This is a genomic window from Streptomyces sp. NPDC059166 (assembly GCF_042755185.1).
Classification (GTDB): domain Bacteria; phylum Actinomycetota; class Actinomycetes; order Streptomycetales; family Streptomycetaceae; genus Streptomyces.
The window spans coordinates 76981-92012 of record NZ_JBHZCI010000010.1 but is presented as its reverse complement, the minus strand read 5'-3'; the positions used below and the strand labels follow the sequence as shown (position 1 = coordinate 92012).

The window sequence follows — 15032 nt, the reverse complement described above, 5'->3', positions numbered from 1 at the left end:
GGTCACGATCGGACGGAGCCTTGTGGATCATCGTCCGGGGAAACCGCAGAGCGCAGGCGTCGTTGCCCGCGATGTCTACGGCTCTTGCCCAGTGGTCATGGATTCGAAACCGCTGGGTAACGGCTACTTATGTGTAGCACTGCATAGGGTCTCACTTTAAGGGGGCCGCGGCCCCCAGCCCAGTGACATGCGCCAAGACGTACGTCACACGGTGGCAACACGGGGGGCGCGCCGCGCATGCCCGCCCGGGCCCGTGGGGCCCCTCACGGGCCGTCAGCCTGCGGCGACGCCGAAAAGGGTGCCGAGGCCGTAGGTGACCGCGGCGGCGGCTCCGCCGAGCAGGAGCTGGCGGGCCCCGCTGAACCACCAGCTGCGGGCGGTCACCTTCGCCACCACCGCGCCGCACCCGAACAGGCCGGCGAGGGAGAGCAGCACCGCGGGCCAGAGCTGTCCGGCGCCCAGGAGGTAGGGCAGCACGGGGAGCAGGGCGCCGAGGGCGAAGGCGCCGAAGGAGGAGACGGCGGCGACGAGCGGCGAGGGCAGGTCGCCCGGGTCGATGCCCAGCTCTTCGCGGGCGTGTATCTCCAGCGCCTGCTCCGGGTCTCTGGAGAGCTGGCGTGCGACCTCCTGGGCGAGGGCGGGCTCCACACCTCGCGACTCGTAGAGCGCGGCGAGTTCACGCATCTCGTCCTTGGGGTGCCTGCGCAGCTCACGGCGTTCGACGTCGAGCTCGGCCTCGACGAGTTCGCGCTGCGACGCGACGGACGTGTACTCCCCCGCAGCCATGGAGAAGGCGCCCGCGGCGAGTCCCGCGAGGCCGGTGATGACGACGGTCTGCTGGGAGACCGCGCCTCCGGCGACACCCGTCATGAGCGCGAGGTTGGAGACGAGCCCGTCCATGGCGCCGAACACCGCGGGCCGCAGCCAGCCGCCGTTGACATCCCGGTGGGTGTGGTTGTCGCGGTGCGCCTCGTGCAGTACGGCGTCGGTCTCGATGATGGACACAGCTCTCCCCTTGTCCGGGAGCGGGCCCCGTGGTAGTTCCTCCGCTCCGCACCGTCGAAAGTACGCACGAAAACGGGCTCCCGCCAGCAAGGAAGGCCGTACTTACCCGCCTCGGCGCACTCACCCGACCGGTCGATTTGTACGAAGTGCGCGCCTCTCCCGGCGGCGATCGGGGAAACCTCGCATATCCGGTGGAACCGGTTCGGAGCGAAGGGTCGGCACGATGGAGCAGAGGGCGGACGGTCCGGGCGACCGGGCACGGGGGGCAATGCTGGGGCTCGCGGTGGGGGACGCGCTGGGCGCCCCGGCGGAGAATCTGCGGCCGTCCGAGATCCGCCGCCGCTGGGGCCGTATCGAGGGCTTCGTCAGCGACGATCCGGCGGGGACGGACGACACGGAGTACGCGATCTTCTCGGGGCTGCTGCTGGCCAGGCACGGGTCGGCTCTCACCGTCGCCCATGTGGAGCGGGCCTGGCACCACTGGATCGCCGACCTGGACGAGGGACCGTTCCGGGGGGCCGGGTTCAGCGAGCGCGGCACGCTGGAGAATCTGCGGCGTGGGCTGGCCGCCCCCATCTCGGCCCAGCACCGGCACGCGTGGAGCGACGGTCTCGCGATGCGCGCGGCCCCCTTCGGGGTGTTCGCCGCCGGGAGGCCCGCCGAGGCCGCCCGCCTGGTGGCGGTGGACGGGCAGGTCAGCCACGACGGCGAGGGCATCTACGGCGGCCAGGCCGTCGCCGCTGGTGTGGCCGCCGCGATGGTCGGGGCCGGACTCGCCTCCGTGATCGCCGCCGCGCTCTCGGTCGTGCCGATGGACTCCTGGACGGCGCGCTCGCTGCGCCGTGCGGTGACGGCGGCGCAGCGCCCGCACCCGGACGGACCGGCGGCGGAGCGTGCGGTGCGCTCGGCGGTGGTGATCGGCGGCTATCCGTGGACGGACCTGGCGCCGGAGGCGGTGGGCCTCGCCTTCGGCGCGCTCACGGCGGCGCGCGGTGACTTCCGTACGGCGGTGCTGACCGCGGTGAACATGGGCAGGGACGCCGACACGACGGCTGCGGTGGCGGGGGCACTGGCCGGAGCGCTGCACGGGGCGTCGGCGATCCCCCGCGACTGGGCGTCGGCGATCGGACCGGTACGGGGCAGCTGTCTGCCGTCGATGCGGGGGTACCACGTGCTGGACATCGCGGAGCTGCTGACACCGGACGACGGGGAGGATCCGCCGGGCGGGGACACCGCCGGGGTGCCGCGGCTCGGGAGGCCGGCGGCCGGGCCCGGCGAGGAGCGGACGGTGCCGGTCCGGGAGACCTCCGGCGCCGGGGCCGCCGGTCACGGCGCACGGCGGGACGCGCGGTGACCGGGGCCGGGCGCCCCGCCCAGGACGTCACCGCCGCCCCGCCCGGGGCCGGCCCCCGGGTGGCCGTCCGGATCGCCGGGGAGCGGCCCGCCGCGAGCGCGGCCGGCGACCGGGCGGCTACCGCGAGGCGGGCCAGGATCGAGGGGCTGCTGCTGGGGCTGGCGGCAGGGGACGCCGCCGGATGGCCCGCCGCACGGCACCGGGCCGCCCGGATGCCGGAGTGGACCAGGCGCCTCACCCGGGAGCTGGACACCTTCGCGGAGCAGAACGCGACCACGACGCTGCCCGTGCCGATCGCACTCAACCAGCCGCCCGAACCGCTGCGCCTGGGGCCGTCCGACGACGCCGAGTGGGCCGCGTTCGCGGCCCGCACCGTGCTGGCGGCCGCCGACGGCCACTCCCCCGGCCACGGGATGCGGGACGCCGTCGACCGGGCGTGGCACGCGCTGGCCGCGCAGGTGGCCGCGGCCAGCGCCCGGGCACCCGAGGTGGAGTCGGCCGTCCTGCCGCTGAGGGCCCGGATCTCCGTACGCGCCGGGCTCGGGAACCTGGCGGCGGGTCTGCGACCTCCCGCCACGGGGCATGACAACCCGCACTACTTCGACGACGCGGCCTGCGTGCGGGCGGCGGTGCTCGCGGTCGTGCATCCCGGGGATCCCGCGGCGGCGGCGGAGCTCGCCGAGTTCGACGCCCGGTACACCCAGGACGGTGACGGGGTGCACGGTGCGCGGGCGATCGCCGCCGCCGTCGCCGAGGCTCTCGCCGGGGCGGACGTCGACACGGCGGTGAACGCCGCGCTCGACCGCCTTCCCGAGGGCACCGAGATCGCCCGGAACGCCGTGCACGCCGTGCGGCTGGCCCGTGACTTCGCCGGTGAGGCGGCCGGCGCGTTCGCGCTGGTGCCCGTGCTGGAGCATCAGATCGTCGACCACGTCTACAGCTACGGGATCGCCGCGGCGGAGACCGTACCGGTGGCGCTGGCTCTCGCGACCGCCGCCAGGGGCGAGATCACACAGGCCGTCCCCGCCGCAGCGTGCCTCTCCCGGGTGGCGGACTCGGCGCCGGCCCTCGCCGGGGCGCTGACCGGGGTGCTGGGCGGCTCGGCGTGCGTACCGGCGGGCTGGCGGGAGGCGTGCCGGACGCTGGCCGGGTGCGCTCTGCCCCGGCTCGCGGGTACGGATCTCGTGGAACTCGCCGGGCTCCTCGCAGCCACGGAACCAGCCACCCCGGGTGGACAATTCGGGCATGACACACAAAACATCCGGACCGTTCGCGGCCGGCACACCCACCACGACGCTCACCCTGGATGAACGCGTCACCGGCGCGCTCGTCGGCGCCGCCGTCGGGGACGCGCTCGGCGGCCCGGTCGAAGGCTGGACGCCCGAGCAGATCGCGGAGCGCCACGGCGGCAGGGTGACCGGCGTCGTCGGCCCCTGGTACGGCGACGACTGGCGCACCGCCCGCCCCATCGCCCCGTACCACAAGGGGGACGGGCACGTCACCGACGACACCCTGATGACCCACGCGCTCATCCGGGTCTACGAGACCGTTCGCGACCACCTCGACGCGTACGCGGTCGCCGAGCACCTCGTCCCCGACCTGATGTCGCGTCCGCGCTGGATCCCGGAGCTGGAGGCGGAGGCGCTGCCCCTCCAGCGGATCTTCCTCGCCGAGAAGTGGATCGTCACCCGGCTGCACTACGGCCACGCCGACCCCCGGGAGGCGGGCTCGGGCAACATCGTCAACTGCGGGGCCGCGATGTACATGGCCCCGGTCGGCCTGGTGAACGCCGGGAACCCGGAGGCCGCCTACCGTGAGGCCCTGGACGTCGCGGGGGCGCACCAGTCCTCGTACGGCCGGGAGGCGGCCGGGGTGCTGGCCGCCTGTGTCGCCGCGGCGTGCGCCCCGGGCGCCACGCCCGGCTCCGTCGTCGAGACCGCCCTGGCGCTCGCCAAGGACGGCACCCGGGCGGCGATCGAGTCGGTCTGCGAGGTGGCCGCCCGCCACACCGACACCGAGTCGGCTCTGGTCCCGCTGCGAGAGGCGGTCGCCCCGTTCGACACGGTGGGCCCCCACTACCGGGACCCCTCGCTCGGCGCGAGGCGGCCTTCCCGGCTGCACTCGATCGAGGAGCTGCCGATCGCGCTGGGCATGCTCCTGGTGGGGGACGGCGACTACCGCCGCACGGTGCTGGGCGCGGTCAACTACGGCCGCGACTGCGACTCCATCGCCACGATGGGCGGGGCGATCGCGGGTGCGCTCCACGGGGAGCAGGCGATCCCGGTGGACTGGGTGAAGACGGTCGCCGAGGCGAGCCGCCTGGACCTGCACGCCCCTGCCGCGGCGCTGGCCGAGGTCGCGCGCGAGGTGTTCGCCCGTGACGTGGTCCGCCGCCGCGCGCACGAGGCCGCCTTCGCCGGGCTGGCGGGCGACGAGCGGTGACCGTCCGCGTGTCCTGGGTCCAGCCCGAGGACCTGATCGGCCACGAACTGCGCCAGGCCGCGCAGGACGGCCGCGACGCCGGAGACGTGGAGCGGCGCTGGCACGCGGCGGGCGGCCACCCCGCGCCCGACCGGGCGGGCGCCTCCGATCCCCCGGCCCCGGGTCGGCTGCGCGCGCTCGCCGAGGAGCTGCTGGACGAGCTGGCGTCCCTGGACGTCCCCTCGGCCGCGGACGAGCCGACGGACCTGCCCTCGATCCGGGCGGCCTGCCCGCGCTGGCCGGCGCCCCCGGGCCGCCCCGTCCCCCTCGACAGCGACCGGCTCCACGCGGCCTGGCTCGGGCGGGCGGCCGGCTGCCTGCTCGGCAAACCCGTCGAGAAGCTGCCCCTGCAGGGGATCCGCGCCCTGGCGCGCGCCACCGGGAACTGGCCCCTGCGGACCTGGTTCACCGCACGGGGGCTCCCGGCCGGGCTGGCCGCCGCCCATCCCTGGAACCGTCGCTCGGCACCGACATCCCTCGCCGAGAACATCGACGGGATGCCGGAGGACGACGACCTCGACCACCCGCTGCTGACCGTGCTGCTGCTCCAGAGGTACGGCCACGGATTCAGCACCGCCGACCTCGCCCGGCTCTGGCTCGACGAGCTGCCTGCGGGCCGTGTCTTCACCGCGGAGCGCGTGGCGTACCGCAATCTCCTGGACGGTGTCGAGCCGCCCCGGACCGCTGTGCGGCGCAACCCGTTCCGGGAGTGGATCGGTGCCCAGATCCGGGCCGACGTGCACGGCTGGGTCCACCCGGGCGACCCGGGCGCCGCCGCCGAGCAGGCGCACCGGGACGCGGTCCTCACCCACACGGCCAACGGCGTGTACGGGGCGATGTTCACGGCCGCCGCCCTGGCGCAGGCCGCGGGCGGTGAGACGGACGTGCACGGCTGTCTGGCGGCCGGGCTGCGGGTGGTGCCGCCCCGGTCGAGGTACGCGCACGCGGTGCGGCTGGGCATCGGGGCGGCCCGTGCGGAGGCGGACTTCGACGCCGTCGTGGACCGGCTCCACGCGGCCTACGCGTCCACCCACCACTGGGTGCACGTCCTGCCCAACGCGGCGCTGCTGGCCGCCGCCCTCACCCGTGCGGACGGTGACTTCTCGCGCTCCGTCTGCCTCGCCGTGTCCGGCGGCTGGGACACGGACTCCAACGGCGCGACCGCCGGTTCGCTGGCGGGTCTGCTGGCCGGGCGGGCGTCGGCGCTCCCCGACCGGTGGACGGCACCGTTGAAGAACCGTCTCGCCACGTCCGTGGCCGGCTTCGGCACCATCGGCTTCGACACCCTCGCGGAACTGACCTATCAGGAGGTACGCCGCCCATGACAGCGATCGCGGTGCTCGGCAGCACCAACATGGACCTGGTCGCCTACGTGGCCCGGGCACCCGGGCGCGGGGAGACCGTGACCGGACGGGAGTTCCGTACGGTTCCCGGCGGCAAGGGGGCGAACCAGGCACTCGCCGCGGCGCGCGCGGGGGGCCGGGTGGTGATGATCGGAGCGGTGGGGACCGACGAGTTCGGCTCGGCGCTCCGGGCGAACCTCGACCACGCCGGCGTGGACACCGAACTCCTGCACACCGTCGCCGGACCGAGCGGCACGGCGCACATCGTCGTCGACGACGATGGTTCCAACGCGATCGTGGTGATCCCCGGCGCGAACGGCACCATGACCTCGCTCGGCCCGGGCGACAGGGCCGCCGTCACCCAGGCCGACCTGCTGCTGCTCCAGCTGGAACTCCCCCTCGCCACGGTGACCGAGGCGGCACGCGCCGCGCGGGCCCGCGGGGTACGCACGATCCTCACCCCCTCCCCCGTACAGCCGCTGCCCCCCGAGCTCCTGGACGCGGTCGACCTGCTCGTCCCCAACGAGCACGAGGCGGCGAGGCTGACCGGCAAGGTGGAACCGCACGCGGCCGCCCAGCTGCTCCTGCGCCAGGTCCCCGAGGTCGTGATCACCCTGGGCGGGAAGGGCTGCCTCCATGCCGCCCGGGGCAGCGAACCGGTCCTCCTCCCCGCCCACCGGGTCTCCGTCGTCGACACCACCGGCGCCGGGGACACCTTCGTCGGCGCGCTGGCCGTGGCACTGGGTGAGGGAAGAGCGGCCCCGGACGCGGTGGCGTGGGCGTCGAAGGCCGCCGCGCTCTGCGTGCAGCGGCACGGCGCCTCCACCTCCATGCCCTACCGCGAGGAGATCGACGCCTCATGAGTGCCGTGGAGAAGGGGCCGCTCACCGGTCTGCGGGTACTGGACCTCGCCACCCTGTTCGCCGGGCCGCTCGCGGCCACCATGCTCGGGGACTTCGGCGCCGAGGTGGTCAAGGTCGAGCACCCGGGCAAGCCCGACCCCTCACGCGGCCACGGCCCCGCGAAGGACGGCGTCGGCCTGTGGTGGAAGCTGCTGGGCCGCAACAAGCGGACCCTGACCCTGGACCTGTCGTCGCCGGGCGGGCGGGACGTGCTGCTGCGCCTGGCCGCCGAGACGGACGTGGTCGTGGAGAACTTCCGGCCCGGCACCCTGGAGCGCTGGGGGCTGGGCTGGGAGGAGCTGCGGGCTGTCAACCCGCGGCTGGTGCTGGCCCGGGTCACCGGCTTCGGGCAGTCCGGCCCCTACGCGCACCGGCCCGGCTTCGGCACCCTCGCCGAGGCCATGAGCGGCTTCGCCGCCGTCACCGGGGAGCCGGACGGTCCGCCGACCCTGCCGCCGTTCGGGCTCGCCGACTCGATCGCGGCGCTGGCCACCGCGTACGCGGTGATGACCGCCCTGGCGGGACGGGACCGCACCGGCGCCGGACAGGTGGTGGACATGGCGATCATCGAGCCGATCCTGACGGTGCTCGGGCCGCAGCCCCTCTGGTACGACCAGCTCGGGTACGTCCAGCCCCGGACGGGCAACCGCTCGCGCAACAACGCCCCGCGCAACACCTACCGCACCGCGGACGGCCACTGGGTGGCCGTGTCGACGTCCGCCCAGTCGGTCGCGGAGCGGGTGATGCGTCTGGTGGGACGCCCGGAGCTGATCGAGGAGCCCTGGTTCGCGGCCGGGACCACCCGGGCCGAGCACGCCGACGAACTCGACGAGGCGGTGGGCCACTGGATCGCGCGGCGCACCCGGGAGGAGGCTGTGGACGCCTTCGAGAAGGCGGAGGCGGCGATCGCGCCGATCCACGACGTACGGGACGTGATGGAGGATCCCCAGTACCGGGCCCTGGGGACGATCACCGAGGTCGACGATCCGGAGCTCGGGCCGCTGCGTATGCAGAACGTGCTGTTCCGCCTCTCGGAGACACCGGGGGCGATCCGCTGGGCGGGCCGGCCGCACGGGGCGGACACCGACGAGATCCTCACGGAGCTGGGTCTCACCGGGCCCGCGATCGCGGCGCTGCGGGAGGAGGGAGCGCTGTGACCGGTCCGGCGGTGGCACTCACCTGGCTGTACGTTCCCGGGGACCGGCCCGAGGTGGTCCGCAAGGCACTCGGTTCGGGCGCCGACGTGGTGATCGTCGATCTGGAGGACGCGGTCGCCCAGGACCGGAAGGAGTACGCGCGCTCCGCGACGGCCGAGCTCCTCTCCGATCCCGTGACGGTGGATCCCGCCGCGGTCCCCGTCCACGTCCGGGTCCACGGCGAGGCGGATGTGAGGGCCCTGGCGGGGCTCCCCGGGCTGTCCGGGATGCGGCTGCCCAAGATCACCCATGCCGCCTCCGTCCACCATGTCGCGGCCCTCGCGCCGGGAACGGGTCTGTACCCGCTGCTGGAGTCCGCGCTGGCGATCGAGCACGCGTACTCGATCGCCGGATCGCACCACGCCGTGCGCGGTGTCGCCCTGGGCGAGGCCGACCTCCGCGCGGACCTGGGGGTACGGGTGGACTCCGGGCTGGACTGGGCGCGCAGCCGGGTGGTGACCGCCGCCAGGGCTGCGGGGCTCGATCCGCCGGTGATGTCGGTGTTCCCCGACGTCAAGGACCTGTCCGGGCTGCGGGCGTCCTGCGCGCACGGCCGGGACCTGGGCCTGCTGGGCCGGGCGGCGATCCACCCCCGGCAGCTTCCCGTCATCGAGCGGGCGTTCCGGCCGACGTCGCGTGAGATCGAGGCCGCCGAGCAGGTCCTGGAGGCCTCACGGACCGGGGGCACGGGGGCCCAGGCCCTGCCGGACGGGCGGTTCGTCGATGCGGCGGTCGTGGCGACGGCGACCCGCACGCTCGCGCTGGCCGGACGGCGTCGCCTGGGCCGGTGACACGAAGGGGGCCGCCGGACTCTCGGTCCGGCGGCCCCCTCCGGGCTCTGCGGGTGTCAGCTCCGGTCGGCCTTCTCAGGTGCCTCGCCGGCCGCGGGCGTCTGCTCCGCGGGTGCGTCCGCGTCCTCGGGAGCGGCCGCGGCCGGGTCCGCCTGCCCGGTGTCTCCTTCGGCGGCCGCCGCACCGTCCTTGCCCTCGGTGCCCTCCGACGGGGCGACCGCGGCGGGTTCGACGATCTCCTCACGGCCGGGGCGCAGCTTCGACGAGATCACGATGTACGTGACGGCGAGCGCGAAGACGATGATCGCGGTCCACACGTTGAGCCTCAGGCCCAGCACGTGGTGGGCCTCGTCGACCCGCATGTACTCGATCCATCCGCGGCCCGTGCAGTAGGCGGCGACGTAGAGCGCGAACGCCCGGCCGTGTCCCAGCTCGAAGCGGCGGTCGGCCCAGATGACGAGGAACGCGACGCCGACGCACCACAGCGACTCGTAGAGGAACGTCGGGTGGTAGATGCCTTCGACCCGGTTCACCCCGTCGCTGATCTTCAGGCCCCACGGCAGGTCGGTCTCCTTGCCGTAGAGCTCCTGGTTGAACCAGTTGCCCCAGCGTCCGATCGCCTGGGCGAAGGCGATACCGGGGGCCAGGGCGTCCGCCCAGGCCGGGAGCGGGATGCCGCGCCTGCGGCAGCCGATCCAGGCTCCGACGGCGCCGAGCGCGATCGCGCCCCAGATGCCGAGCCCGCCCTCCCAGATCTTGAAGGCGTCGACCCAGTCCTCACCGTCGCTGAAGTACAGCTGGTAGTCGGTGATCACGTGGTAGAGCCGGCCGCCGACGAGGCCGAAGGGCACGGCCCATACGGCGATGTCGGCGACGGTGCCGGCTCGGCCGCCGCGGGCGACCCAGCGCTTGTTGCCGAACCAGACGGCGACGAAGACACCGATGATGATGCAGAACGCGTAGCCGCGGAGCGGGATCGGGCCGAGCTCGATCACGCCGGTCGACGGGCTGGGAATGTAGGCAAGGTTCATGACGGGACCGACGCTACCCTGCCTGACCGGACGTACGGCAAGCGGTCGGGCAACTTCTGGGTAACGGCCCCCCGCGGGAGTACCCGCCGGGGGCGGGCCGGCCGGCTCACGACGGTGAGGGCGTGGCCCCGACCGTGGCGGGCTTCTTGCCCTTGTTGGCCTCCTTCACCCACTTCTCGAGGTTGGCCACGGAGATCTGTTCGTCGCCCTTCTTCGGGAAGATCGGCTCGCCGTTGAGGAGTGCGGTCGGTGTGCCCTGGAAGCCGCCCTCGGTGAACGCCTTGTTCGACTTCTCGACCCACCCGTCGTGTGTGCCGTCCTCGACGCAGCTGCGGAAGGCGGGGGTGTCCAGTCCCTTGACCTTGCCCGCCAGCTCGATCAGCTTCGCGTTGTCGCCGAAGGCGTCGTCGGTCTCGGCGGGCTGGTTGCGGTAGAGGACGTCGTGGTACGGGGCGAACCTGCCGACGTCCTGGGCGCAGGCGGCGGCGTTGGCCGCGCGCAGCGATCCGCTGCCACCGAGGTTGCCGTCGATGATGGTGGCCAGGTGGTACTCCACCTTGATCTGGCCGCTGTCGGCGAGTTCGGTGATCGTGTCACGGAAGGCGTTCTCGAACTGGGCGCAGACGGGGCAGCGGAAGTCCTCCCAGATGGTGAGCGTGGACGGTGCGCCGTCCGCTCCGACCTGGAGGGCGAGGCCGTCCTCCCCCTGCGCGCCGGACGGCGTGACGGCGGGTCCGGCCTCGCTGTCGCCGTCCTTGCCGGCGTTGGCCGCGATCACCCCGATCACGGCGGCCAGCGCCAGGACCCCCACCACGGCGGTCGAGACGATCAGGGTCCGGCGGCGGCGCTCACGCGCACGGTCCTGCTCACGCCGCTGGACGAGCCGGTCGCGCGCGGCTCTGCTTCGGTCTTCGTTCTTCTCGCTCACACCGCGCAAACGAACCGGGGAGGCACGTGAGCGCCTCCCCGGTCCCAGGTCCACCCTTACGGATGACGCGGGCTGTCAGCGCTTTCGAACGCCTTCGGCCAGTTCGGCCGCCAGCGCGCGGACGGCGGCGAGGCCCGCGGCCTCGTCCGGGGCGTCGAGCATCCTCTTGACGAAGGCCGAGCCGACGATGACGCCGTCGGCGAATCCGGCGACCTGCTGGGCGTGCTCGGCGGTGGAGACGCCGATGCCGACGCAGACCGGCAGGTCCGTGGTGGCGCGGGTGCGCCGTACGAGGTCCTGGGCCTGCTCGCCGACCGATTCACGGGTGCCGGTGACGCCCATGAGCGAGGAGGCGTACACGAAGCCGGAGCCGGCCGCCGTGATGGTGGCGAGGCGCGCGTCCTTGCTGCTCGGAGCGACGACGAAGACGGTGGCCAGGGAGTGCTTCTCGGCGTGCTCCCTCCAGAGTCCCGACTCCTGGACCGGCAGGTCGGGCAGGATGCACCCGGCGCCGCCCGCCTCGGCGAGCTCGGCGGTGAAGCGCTCGACGCCGTAGCGGTCGATCGGGTTCCAGTACGTCATGACGAGGATCGGCGCGCCGGTGGCCTCGTGCGTCTCGCGGACGGTGCGCATGATGTCGGCGATCCTGACGCCGCCGCGCAGCGCGATGTCGTCGGCGGTCTGGATGACCGGTCCGTCGAGCACCGGGTCGCTGTGCGGGAGGCCGACCTCGATGACGTCGGCGCCGCCGGCGACGGCCGCCTTGACGGCCTCGATCCCGCCGTCGACGGTGGGGAAGCCGCCGGGCAGGTAGGCGATGAGCGCCGCGCGGTCCTCGGAGGCCGCACGGGCGAGTGTCGATTCGAGGAGTTCCCGGTTGCCGCTCACTTGGTGACCTCTTCCTCTCCGTCGGCCACGTCGGCCTCGACGACCCCGTCGGCTCCGTCGTACAGCCCGAAGTAGCGGGCCGCTGTGTCCATGTCCTTGTCCCCGCGGCCGGACAGGTTGATGAGGATCAGCCCGTCCTCCCCGAGCTCCCGCCCGACTTCGAGGGCCCCGGCCAGCGCGTGCGCGCTCTCGATGGCGGGGATGATGCCCTCGGTGCGCGACAGCAGGCGCAGCGCCTGCATCGCCGCGTCGTCGGTGACGGCCCGGTACTCGCCGCGTCCGACGTCCTTGAGGTAGGCGTGCTCCGGGCCGATGCCCGGGTAGTCGAGGCCGGCGGAGATGGAGTACGGCTCGGTGATCTGGCCCTCGTCGTCCTGGAGGACGTAGCTGCGTGAGCCGTGCAGGATGCCGGGCTCCCCCGCGGTGAGGGTCGCCGCGTGTTCGCCGGTCTCCACACCGTGGCCGGCGGGTTCGCAGCCGATCAGGCGGACCGCGGCGTCCGGGATGAAGGCGTGGAAGAGGCCGATGGCGTTGGAGCCGCCGCCGACGCAGGCGACCGCGGCGTCCGGCAGCCGGCCGGCCCGCTCCAGGATCTGGCGGCGGGCCTCGACCCCGATGACCCGGTGGAAGTCGCGGACCATGGCGGGGAAGGGGTGCGGTCCGGCGACCGTGCCGAAGAGGTAGTGGGTGCGGTCCACGTTGGCGACCCAGTCGCGGAACGCCTCGTTGATGGCGTCCTTGAGGGTCCGGGACCCGGACTTCACGGCGATGACCTCGGCGCCGAGCATCCGCATCCGCGCCACGTTCAGCGCCTGCCGCTCGGTGTCGATCTCACCCATGTAGATGGTGCATTCGAGCCCGAAGAGGGCGCAGGCCGTCGCGGTCGCGACACCGTGCTGGCCCGCGCCGGTCTCGGCGATGATGCGGGTCTTGCCCATGCGCTTGGTGAGGAGGGCCTGACCCAGCACGTTGTTGATCTTGTGTGAGCCGGTGTGGTTGAGGTCCTCGCGCTTGAGGAAGACGCGGGCGCCCCCGGCGTGCTCGGCGAAGCGTGAGACCTCGGTGAGCGCGCTGGGACGGCCCGTGTAGTCGACCATCAGCGCGTTGAGCTCGGTGGCGAAGGCGGGGTCGGCCTTGGCCTTGTCGTAGGCGACGGCAACCTCGTCCACGGCGGCGACGAGCGCCTCCGGGATGAACTTGCCGCCGAACGCGCCGAAGTAGCCCTCGGCGCTGGGGATCAGACCCTCGGGGTCCGGGATGAAGAAGTCGGACGACATGCGGTGTGCTCCTCGAATCGCAACGGGTGATGACACCGTGTGCGCCGTGGCGGAGCGCCGCGCCGGCCGGTGGACGGTCGGTGCGGTGGGGCGTGCGGATCCCGCCGGGGGCGGGGCGACGGCCGGGGCTCGCTACGGCGCGGACCCCGTGCGCCATCGCATCCCGTTGACCTGTCCGGGCTCGTCACCGATGACGTACCGCACCCGCCGGCCGTGCACCCGCCGTGCCGGCGCGCGGCAGCCGCGCGGGCGGCAGCCGCGCGCCAGGGGGGCGTGCGGGTCACGCGTGCTCGCGGCGGCCGGGCGCAGGCCCGGCCGGACGCGGGTACGGGGACGGTCGGCGGTCACGGGTCGGGGTCAGCCCCGTCCGTGCCGGAGGGCCGGGTGGGCGCCGGCGGCGACCAGGTCGGCGACGGCGGCCCGGGGGTCGCGGCCGGTGACCAGGGACTCACCCACGAGCACGGCGTCGGCGCCGGCGTTCGCGTACGCGATGAGGTCGTGCGGGCCGCGGACACCGGACTCGGCGACCTTGACGATGTGGTCGGGGATCTCGGGGGCGACGCGTTCGAAGGTGGAACGGTCGACCTTGAGGTCCTTCAGGTTGCGCGCGTTGACACCGATGATCTTCGCCCCGGCGTCCACCGCACGCTCCGCCTCCTCCTCGTCGTGGGCCTCGACGAGCGGCGTCAGGCCGATCGACTCGGCCCGCTCGATCAGCGAGACGAGAGCCTCCTGGTCGAGTGCGGCGACGATCAGCAGGGCGAGGTCGGCGCCGTAGGCGCGTGCCTCCCAGAGCTGGTACGAGGTGACGATGAAGTCCTTGCGCAGGACCGGGATGTCGACCTTGGCGCGGACGGCCTCGAGGTCGGCGAGGGAGCCGCCGAAGCGGCGCTCCTCGGTGAGGACCGAGATGACGGACGCTCCGCCGGCCTCGTAGTCCGCGGCGAGCGCGGCCGGGTCGGCGATGGCCGCGAGGGCTCCCTTGGAGGGGCTGGAACGCTTGACCTCGCAGATGACGGTGACGCCCTCGCCACGCAGCGCGGCGACCCCGTCCTTGGCCTGGGGAGCGCGTGCGGCGCGTTCCTTGAGCTCGTCGAGGCTGACGCGCGCCTGCCGCTCCGCGAGGTCGGCGCGTACGCCGTCGATGATCTCGTCGAGCACACTCACGCGAGCGGCCCCCTTCCGAAGCGGTGATGGGAACAGGATCAGCCATCACGATGGTATCCGCAGGAGGGCTCAGACCTCGCATCCGACGGCCGTGCGTCCCACTACCTGGTCATTCACGGTGCCAGCCACGAGCCGAAGGGCAGGTTCCTGACCACGGAGAACGCGAGCAGCACGGCGCCGACGGCCCACCAGTGGGCGGGGGCGAGGCCGATCCTCACCGGGCGTCCGCGGCTCGCGCGGACCGCCCAGACCACCCAGACCACGGCGAAGACCAGGTAGCCGGCGACCGCCGCGGCGTTGGCACCGAGCGCGGTGAGGAGGTCACCGTGCGCGAAGGCGTGGGCGCTGCGCAGACCGCCGCAGCCGGGGCAGAGCAGCCCGGTGAGCCGGAGCAGGGGGCAGACGGGGTAGTGCCCCGGTTCGTTGGGGTCGACGGTGGCGACGTAGCCGAAGGCGCCGACGACGGCCGCCATGACCCCGGCGGGTGCGGCGAGCCTTCGGAGCCTGGTGGGCGGGACCGGTGCGGGCACCGGGCGGCCCGGTGCGGCGGGGTCCGGGACGGGGGCTGCGGGAGAGGCTGAGGCGTCCACGCGGTGATTGTGCCCTCTCACGCGAAGAGGCGCAGCCCGCCGGGGGCTGCGCCTCGCGTCGTGTCCTGGTGCGGCCCGG

General features: G+C 74.0%; 15 protein-coding genes. 7 read left to right on the top strand and 8 right to left on the bottom strand.

Features of this window, described 5'->3' with window-relative positions:
• Positions 1-273: 273 nt before the first annotated feature.
• Entirely contained in the window at positions 274-1005 is a 732-nt protein-coding gene (locus tag ACFXOA_RS10215) for a VIT1/CCC1 transporter family protein (protein WP_385024617.1), read from the bottom strand.
• Between the two features lie 223 nt (positions 1006-1228).
• On the opposite strand from ACFXOA_RS10215, the gene ACFXOA_RS10210 reads away from it, so the two are divergent.
• From ACFXOA_RS10210 to ACFXOA_RS10180, 7 genes are read left to right on the top strand one after another with little or no spacing between them, the layout of a single operon-like run.
• Entirely contained in the window at positions 1229-2359 is a 1131-nt protein-coding gene (locus ACFXOA_RS10210; protein ID WP_385024615.1) for an ADP-ribosylglycohydrolase family protein, read from the top strand.
• Positions 2360-2418: 59 nt separating this feature from the next.
• On the top strand, positions 2419-3669 hold the full coding sequence (locus ACFXOA_RS10205; RefSeq protein WP_385024768.1) for an ADP-ribosylglycohydrolase family protein: 1251 nt from the start codon (positions 2419-2421) through the stop codon (positions 3667-3669).
• The gene (locus ACFXOA_RS10200; protein WP_385024613.1) at positions 3605-4801 is read left to right on the top strand and encodes an ADP-ribosylglycohydrolase family protein; all 1197 of its coding nucleotides are present in this window, start codon (positions 3605-3607) and stop codon (positions 4799-4801) included. Before ACFXOA_RS10205 ends, ACFXOA_RS10200 begins: the two co-directional genes overlap by 65 nt.
• Positions 4798-6165 carry an ADP-ribosylglycohydrolase family protein gene (locus tag ACFXOA_RS10195; RefSeq protein ID WP_385024611.1) on the top strand — a complete coding sequence of 456 codons (1368 nt, stop codon included), beginning with the start codon at positions 4798-4800 and terminating at the stop codon, positions 6163-6165. The genes ACFXOA_RS10200 and ACFXOA_RS10195 overlap by 4 nt, the downstream gene beginning before the upstream one ends.
• Complete coding sequence (gene rbsK, locus ACFXOA_RS10190) at positions 6162-7046, top strand: ribokinase (protein ID WP_385024609.1); 885 nt, start codon at positions 6162-6164, stop codon at positions 7044-7046. The genes ACFXOA_RS10195 and rbsK overlap by 4 nt, the downstream gene beginning before the upstream one ends.
• On the top strand, positions 7043-8242 hold the full coding sequence (locus ACFXOA_RS10185; RefSeq protein ID WP_385024607.1) for a CaiB/BaiF CoA transferase family protein: 1200 nt from the start codon (positions 7043-7045) through the stop codon (positions 8240-8242). Before rbsK ends, ACFXOA_RS10185 begins: the two co-directional genes overlap by 4 nt.
• The gene (locus ACFXOA_RS10180) at positions 8239-9072 is read left to right on the top strand and encodes an HpcH/HpaI aldolase/citrate lyase family protein (RefSeq protein WP_385024605.1); all 834 of its coding nucleotides are present in this window, start codon (positions 8239-8241) and stop codon (positions 9070-9072) included. Before ACFXOA_RS10185 ends, ACFXOA_RS10180 begins: the two co-directional genes overlap by 4 nt.
• Positions 9073-9128: 56 nt before the next feature.
• Here the strand turns inward: ACFXOA_RS10180 and lgt are convergent, their stop codons facing one another.
• From lgt to ACFXOA_RS10145, 7 genes are all read right to left on the bottom strand, one after another.
• Positions 9129-10103: a prolipoprotein diacylglyceryl transferase gene (gene lgt / locus ACFXOA_RS10175; protein WP_385024603.1), complete on the bottom strand. Its 975-nt coding sequence runs from the start codon at positions 10101-10103 to the stop codon at positions 9129-9131.
• A gap of 106 nt (positions 10104-10209) precedes the next feature.
• Positions 10210-11031, bottom strand: a complete 822-nt coding sequence (locus ACFXOA_RS10170) for a DsbA family protein (RefSeq protein ID WP_385024601.1) — start codon at positions 11029-11031, stop codon at positions 10210-10212.
• 75 nt (positions 11032-11106) lie between these two features.
• On the bottom strand, positions 11107-11919 hold the full coding sequence (gene trpA / locus ACFXOA_RS10165) for a tryptophan synthase subunit alpha (RefSeq protein ID WP_385024599.1): 813 nt from the start codon (positions 11917-11919) through the stop codon (positions 11107-11109).
• Complete coding sequence (gene trpB / locus ACFXOA_RS10160; protein WP_385024597.1) at positions 11916-13196, bottom strand: tryptophan synthase subunit beta; 1281 nt, start codon at positions 13194-13196, stop codon at positions 11916-11918. Before trpB ends, trpA begins: the two co-directional genes overlap by 4 nt.
• A 132-nt stretch (positions 13197-13328) precedes the next feature.
• A complete protein-coding gene (trpM, locus tag ACFXOA_RS10155) occupies positions 13329-13505 on the bottom strand; it encodes a tryptophan biosynthesis modulator TrpM (protein WP_385024766.1) in 177 nt (58 codons plus the stop codon).
• A 48-nt stretch (positions 13506-13553) separates the two neighbouring features.
• A complete protein-coding gene (gene trpC, locus ACFXOA_RS10150) occupies positions 13554-14363 on the bottom strand; it encodes an indole-3-glycerol phosphate synthase TrpC (RefSeq protein ID WP_014045367.1) in 810 nt (269 codons plus the stop codon).
• Positions 14364-14476: 113 nt separating this feature from the next.
• Complete coding sequence (locus ACFXOA_RS10145) at positions 14477-14953, bottom strand: DUF2752 domain-containing protein (RefSeq protein WP_385024595.1); 477 nt, start codon at positions 14951-14953, stop codon at positions 14477-14479.
• Positions 14954-15032: the final 79 nt, after the last annotated feature.

Coding starts and splice junctions, on each gene's coding strand:
- ACFXOA_RS10210 (WP_385024615.1), top strand. CDS start 1,229: ATGGAGCAGAGGGCGGACGGTCCGGGCGACCGGGCACGGGGGGCAATG.
- ACFXOA_RS10200 (WP_385024613.1), top strand. CDS start 3,605: ATGACACACAAAACATCCGGACCGTTCGCGGCCGGCACACCCACCACG.
- rbsK (WP_385024609.1), top strand. CDS start 6,162: ATGACAGCGATCGCGGTGCTCGGCAGCACCAACATGGACCTGGTCGCC.
- ACFXOA_RS10185 (WP_385024607.1), top strand. CDS start 7,043: ATGAGTGCCGTGGAGAAGGGGCCGCTCACCGGTCTGCGGGTACTGGAC.
- lgt (WP_385024603.1), bottom strand. CDS start 10,103: ATGAACCTTGCCTACATTCCCAGCCCGTCGACCGGCGTGATCGAGCTC.
- trpB (WP_385024597.1), bottom strand. CDS start 13,196: ATGTCGTCCGACTTCTTCATCCCGGACCCCGAGGGTCTGATCCCCAGC.